Source organism: Bradyrhizobium uaiense (genome assembly GCF_010811875.1).
Lineage (GTDB): Bacteria > Pseudomonadota > Alphaproteobacteria > Rhizobiales > Xanthobacteraceae > Bradyrhizobium > Bradyrhizobium uaiense.
This window is the reverse complement of the sequence record NZ_VKHP01000379.1, coordinates 1-6074: the sequence shown is the minus strand read 5'-3', so window position 1 is coordinate 6074 and position 6074 is coordinate 1. Positions and strand designations below refer to the sequence as shown.

General features: G+C 58.3%; 3 protein-coding genes and 2 pseudogenes. 4 read left to right on the top strand and 1 reads right to left on the bottom strand.

What is annotated here, in order from left to right; translation table 11 throughout:
- Positions 1-146, top strand: a pseudogene (locus tag FNJ47_RS44085) (tyrosine-type recombinase/integrase); the annotation flags it as partial.
- 103 nt (positions 147-249) lie between these two features.
- Positions 250-462, top strand: a pseudogene (locus tag FNJ47_RS44080) (IS110 family transposase); the annotation flags it as partial.
- A 163-nt stretch (positions 463-625) separates the two neighbouring features.
- Here the strand turns inward: FNJ47_RS44080 and nolL are convergent.
- Positions 626-1762, bottom strand: a complete 1137-nt coding sequence (nolL, locus tag FNJ47_RS44075) for a nodulation factor fucose acetyltransferase NolL (RefSeq protein WP_163162790.1) — start codon at positions 1760-1762, stop codon at positions 626-628.
- 2154 nt (positions 1763-3916) lie between these two features.
- Between nolL and FNJ47_RS44070 the strand changes: the two genes are divergently transcribed.
- The gene (locus FNJ47_RS44070; protein WP_163162791.1) at positions 3917-4303 is read left to right on the top strand and encodes an ectoine synthase; all 387 of its coding nucleotides are present in this window, start codon (positions 3917-3919) and stop codon (positions 4301-4303) included.
- A 188-nt stretch (positions 4304-4491) separates the two neighbouring features.
- The coding region (locus tag FNJ47_RS44065; RefSeq protein ID WP_347341805.1) for an amino acid adenylation domain-containing protein at positions 4492-6074 on the top strand (1583 nt) is incomplete at its 3' end.

Sequence of the window (6074 nt, the reverse complement as noted above, 5' to 3'; positions counted from 1 at the left end):
ACTGCGCGTATCGGAAGTGGTCCTCTTGAAGGTTGTCGACATCGACAGCCAACGGATGTTGATCCGGGTCGAGCACGGCAAGGGCGGCAAGGACCGTTACGTTATGCTCTCGCCTCAGCTTTTGAGGATTCTGCGGACGTATTGTAAGACCGTATGTCCGTCTCTGCCGGTGAGGTGGCTCGCCCGACACTGCGCGTCCGAGGGTTGCTCGGGCGGTCCGAGCCGATCCTCATCACAGGAGGACGAGCCGTGGTGGATTATAGGGAAGCATTTGTTGGAATCGACGTCGCCAAACTGAGAAATGCCGTCGCGATTGCGGAGGCAGGCCGGGAGGGAGAGGTTCGCTTCTTCGGTGAAGTCGATGCTTCGGCCGTCAACATGCGCCGCGTTATAGTGCGGATCGCCAGCCGGTTTAACCGCGTCCACTTCTGTTACGAGGCCGGCCCGACGGGCTATGGCCTTTCGTTGTGACACGTCATGACCAGCGTCTGCACCATCCACCCGTTCCGGGATCACCTTCTCGGTGGCAACGTCCGATGTCGCCGTGGCCGCCCTCGTCACCGCTTACCCTGTCAGTCATTCGGCCGCGCATCACAGCATTGGGGGCCATGAATGGACAGCAGGTTCACAAGCCCCGCAAGCTACGATGGTTTGCGAGAGCGTCCTGATTGATCTGGCTGCCCGACAAGGAGCGGGGTGGCACTCCGAGCACGAGCTGGGAGAGATAAGGAATGTCGCGCACGGCCCACCGAACCGTTAGCGCGACGGCAACAATCATTGTCCCGAGAAATGCAGCCGCGGCCGACCTCATCGTGGCGTCCCAAGATTCTCCATACTGTATCGAATCCATGAGACGGAATACCGTACCCTGGATCAAGTACAGCACCAGCGTGCAGGGTCCCAGTTTCGCGGCGATAAAGCGGACCCCCCGATTTGAACGACCAATATTCCAGGATCGAAGCAGGACCTTAATCATCACCGCTGAGACAGCTGCGGAGCCAAGAAACATCAGAAGCACATTCTTTGCCGACTGCAAATCCTGGACCAAAGCGAGATTATTGTAGACATAAGTGTCCTTGCCCCAGATCGCAAAGCACATCATAGCCGCAATTGTGACAGACATAGCCAAGAACGGCCTGTGAGATCGCATTATGCTCGTCCACCGTTCTCTCCACATTGCAAATGAGAATCCCAGGCAGAAAAACGGGTAGGTATACTTTATGAGAGGGAATATGGAAAAGGTCAGGGGTGCAAGGACCACGAGAATGACCGATACGAACAAGGCCCATGGCGACGAATGATTGAAGATCGAAATAGTTTTAGCGAGAAGAAAACAAATGAACGCGGCCCAGACGAACCAGTATGTGCCGGCGAAATCATTCAGGAACTTCAAAACGTTGTCTGGTGCGCTCGCCGGTCGGGGAAACATGGTCAACTTTAATGTCGCCAGGAGAGAGAACCAAAACAGCATAGGCACCAGGAGCTGCATCGCACGATCGCCCATGGCTTGTATGAAGGACTTTTCCAGCAGCGCTCGACAGGAAAGATAACCGCTTATTCCCATAAAGAGGGGCATGTGGAACATGTAGATCCATTTGAAAATTGCCGAATCCCAAAACCCTTCATTTCGATAGAGGATATATTGGATCAGGTGACCGACGATCACTAAAATGATGAGCACTCCTTTGGTAAAGTCCAAAGCGAGATCGCGATCGTGGGCTGTCTCAGGCATAATCTTTGCTGTTACTTGATGTATCAACATCTCGGCACACTTTTCCGATCCGCCGAATCCACAGCTCGCCACAAATCCTGTCCGACGACGGCGGAGACAATTGCCACGGAGAGTCTGCGCTCCCAATGGCTGACTTTGCGATAAATACCGAAAGGAAAAGGGCGAAACGAGCTATATGATGGTTTATCGATTTCTTTCCCACCAACCTTGCTTCAATCGCTTCCCAGATCCGGCGGGCACTTTGCACCATGCACCGAGAAGAGGTGTTTGCAAGGCATCGCAAGGAGACTTTCCATAGCGCAGGGCATGAACCGCATCCGTCATTTCGGCACTGCGCAGCTCCGTGCGGGCGAGTGAATAAATTTTACCCTGCAGATACCTGATCTAGCGATTGCTTCCGTGGATGCCAGCTGTCGAGCTCGCTTGGCGGGGGATAACGTGGTGAATGATGGGCGAGCGTTGACCGGACGTTTCTGATTCGCGCCTGCCGAACCTCCAAATTATTGCGATCCAACGGGCAAAAACTCGGCCGTGGGGTTTGCGGCGATGGCGAGGGTACCCACCGAATCCGTTATTGGCCTTCGCCACAATGCGCGTTGCCAGGCGAAGAAGTTGCCGGGCGAAGAAAGTGCGGCATGCGATTGCTGATCACATCTGACCATGCGAACCAGCCAGTGGCCTGCCGCAAACTAATTGTCGGGCGCAGTTAAAACCATCCACCATGCCTCAATCTCATCTCGTCAGCCCGATCTGTCGCCAATTGTCCAACGTGTTCGGTTAAGCCGATATCGTTTCGCAACTAGGACCGTGAGGGAAATCGCTCGAATCTGCGCCGCCCGGGCAGGGTCGAGCGGCGCAGCCAGATGGCGATCAACCCGCCGAGCCTGCTGCCGTTTCGTGTGCGCCGCCTATCCACGCAAACGCCGTTCCTCGCGGCTGACAAACCGTCCCGGGATGCTTTGTCGTCTCCGGGGAGAATGCCTTCTCGTTGCCTAAAACCCCCTTCAGTCATCAATGAGCCTTGTGTGTTGATCTCGCTATGCGGAGCGAGCTGGATCGGAAACAATCAACCTAACGAATGTTCTGGTGCCCATTCATGCAAAGAGCGGCCTAGCGTGAGTTGAATCCTGCGTCGAGGTGCGGTTCTTCGGCGGATCTTTCATGAAGGCCCGACTCAGTATCAATCTTCGTCCAATGGCTACGGGGCGCCCTGAAGAGAGGTTCCATTGCTGCCGTTGAGCGCCACGTCCAGCTGGCCGACGTTGCAGCAAGGTGATGCCCACCCTTGGCACCGCCGTTGGGCGCACGCGAGCATTGCGTCCAACATGGCGACCTGACGCTCCAGCGCAACACGCTCCTTGGGGCTTGAGGGGCGGCGTCGGACGCCTCGCTGGAGCGGTACTACGGATCCTGAACGGCTGATCACTGACAAATGTTTCAGGCGGGCAGCGATCCAAACAGCGCCGACGATGGCAGCCCACTTTCATCCATGTCGGAGGCGTAAGCGATAGGTCCGCTTGCGCCTGTCGACAACACGAAGGACAACGTCAACCTGAAGCGCTATGGATTGGGCTGACTGCGTGCGCCGAAATCCAAGTAAGTCTGGAAGCCGACAAAGCCAACAAAAACATGTTGCGAATTGTTGACCATTGGCTGGCGCGAAGAATGCAGACCCCGCCTGCCTTGAGGGCTTGGCTACCGTCGCAAGTTGAAGCCGGCTTGACCGCGCAGTCAAATCCTTCGCGCTCGCTAGCCGGCTGAAACAGCCACACATTTGTCTCTTATCTGGGGCGGCCGTGGCATGGGGTTTGCTCAGTTAGCTGAGAGGCTGCGGTGCTGTATTCGCGCCGCGAGACACAGCGAAGGAAGGAAACAACTTGCCAAATCTGCGACCGGAGCCGCTTTGTCTGGCCGGCAACATCACCAGCGGTATTCTCGACCATACCAACGCAGGCGGCAGAACCCCGAAGAAGGATGAAAATCAAGGTGGTACGTGCACGCCTTCGGCTCGGCTGCGGAATACCCTCACGCCGATATTTTTGTCTAGACGCCGGGAGGGCTCGGTAGGCCTTTTGGGTGTAGCCGATGCTTCGGCTGTGCGCGGAAGCCGCGCTTGCAGGTCAAAAACAACGACCTCCAGCTGCCGCAACAATGAATTCAACGTGTATCCGGCAATCGAACGCTATGATTGTGCGTAGCCTGCACGACGTTGAAGCGACCGATCACTTCGTCGATTGGGGCAATGGTACGAGCCACCGCCTTCTGACGGATAAGGACGGCATGGGTTTTAGCGTCTGCCACACTGTGGTCCGCGCTAACACCGTTTCGCTTCTGCAATACCGCAATCACCTCGAAGCCTGCTACTGCATCGCCGGAGAGGGCGAGGTCGAGGACATGGACGGCAATGTCTTCTCCATTCGTAAGGGCGACATGTATGTGCTTGACAAGCATGACAAGCATCTTCTGCGCGGGGGACGGGACAAGGACCTGATCCTCGTCAGCATCTTCAACCCGCCCCTTAGCGGAACCGAGCGCCACAAGCTCAACGACCCGGCAGGCTCGACATATTGAGCAAGGCGAAGATCGACTGCATGACGCAGCATTTGCAAACTTATGGCGTGAGGGCCGATGCGGGGCAGCCGTTCGGCTGCATCGATATCCTGTCGACCGACGAGCGCTTCTATCTACTGGAGGAGTTGAATCGGACGGCGGCGCCTTATCCGTCGGAGCTGTGCATCCATGAGCTGTTCGAGGCGCAGGTGCAGAAGGCGCCGGAGGCGGTGGCGGTGGTCCATGAGAAGGAGAGATTGAGCTATGGCGAACTCAATGCGCAGGCCAACCGGCTGGCGCATCATCTGATCGAGCTCGGGATCAAGCCGGACCAGCCGGTGGCGATCTGCCTTAATCGAAGCATGGCGATGGTGGTTGGTGTCTTGGCGATACTGAAGGCGGGCGGCGCCTATCTGCCGCTGGATCCAGTCTATCCACCGGCGCGGCTGCGGCAGATTGTCGGCGATGCAGAACCGCAGCTGCTGCTTTGCGATACCGCCGGTCGAACCGCATTGGGCGGCGAGGCGCTCGCGGATGTCAGCGTGGTCGATCTGGATACTGGCAGCTGGGCCTGGTGCGAGCGGCCGCCTTCGGATCCCGACCCGCGCATGCTTGGTCTCACATCGCGCCATCTCGCCTATGTGATCTACACCTCAGGCTCAACCGGAACGCCCAAAGGCGTTGAAATGTCCCACGGCTCGCTTGTGAATTCGCTGGCGGGGATTGGCACCTCAAAACTGCGTACACTTCAGTTCGCGACTCTGAACTTCGATGTGTCCTGCCAGGAATTGTTCATTTGTTGGAAGGACGGCGGAGCACTTGTGCTCCTGCGGGAAGAGACCCGGAGGCGCTTCGCCGACCTGCTGGAGTTTGTAGAGCGGGAGGCGATCGAGCGGCTTTTCCTCCCATTCGTGGCATTGAATCATCTTGCAGAAGTCTGGAGCACGCAGCGCGTGCAGCTGCCCTCTTTAAGAGAGCTTTATACAGCCGGCGAACGATTGCAGGCCACCCCACTGCTCAGGGCGTTCTTCGAGGCACACCCGAACGCGAGATTGATCAATCAATACGGGTCCACAGAAATCAGCGTCATTTCCGAGCACCACCTTGCAGCTGATCCGTCATGTTGGCCCGAGATGCCTCACATCGGCCGCCCAATCGCCAACACGCGGGTCTACCTGCTGGATGGTCATGGCACGCCCGTGCCGTTTGGTGCGGTGGGCGAGCTTTACATCGGTGGGGCGGGGGTGGCGCGGGGCTACCTGAACCGCCCTGAACTGACAGCCGAGCGGTTCATCGCCAGTCCCTTCGTCGAGGGCGATCGGCTGTACCGGACCGGTGACCTCGGGCGTTATCTGCCGGACGGCAATCTGGAGTTCCTGGGTCGCAACGACGACCAGGTGAAGATCCGCGGCTACCGCATCGAGCCGGGCGAGATCGTAGCAAAGCTTTGCGAGCACGCCTTTGTGCGCGAGGCGGTGGTGGTGGCACGCGAGAGCCGCGCCGGCGACAAGCATCTGATCGCCTATGTGGTCTGCGCGCCGGAGACCGGCGCCCCCGAGACCGGCTCGGACGAGGACGATCGAGGCGGGCTTGCTGGCGCCTTGCGCGCGCACTTGAGTAGCCGGCTGCCGGACTACATGGTGCCGGCTGCGTTCGTGCCGATCACAGCGCTGCCGCTGACGCCGAACGGCAAGCTCGATCGGAATGCGCTACCGGCGCCGGCCGACGAGGCCTATGCGCTGGCGGCCTATGAGGCGCCGCAAGGCGCGGTCGAGATCGCGCTGGCGCGGAT

Coding starts and splice junctions, on each gene's coding strand:
- nolL (WP_163162790.1), bottom strand. CDS start 1,762: ATGTTGATACATCAAGTAACAGCAAAGATTATGCCTGAGACAGCCCAC.
- FNJ47_RS44070 (WP_163162791.1), top strand. CDS start 3,917: ATGATTGTGCGTAGCCTGCACGACGTTGAAGCGACCGATCACTTCGTC.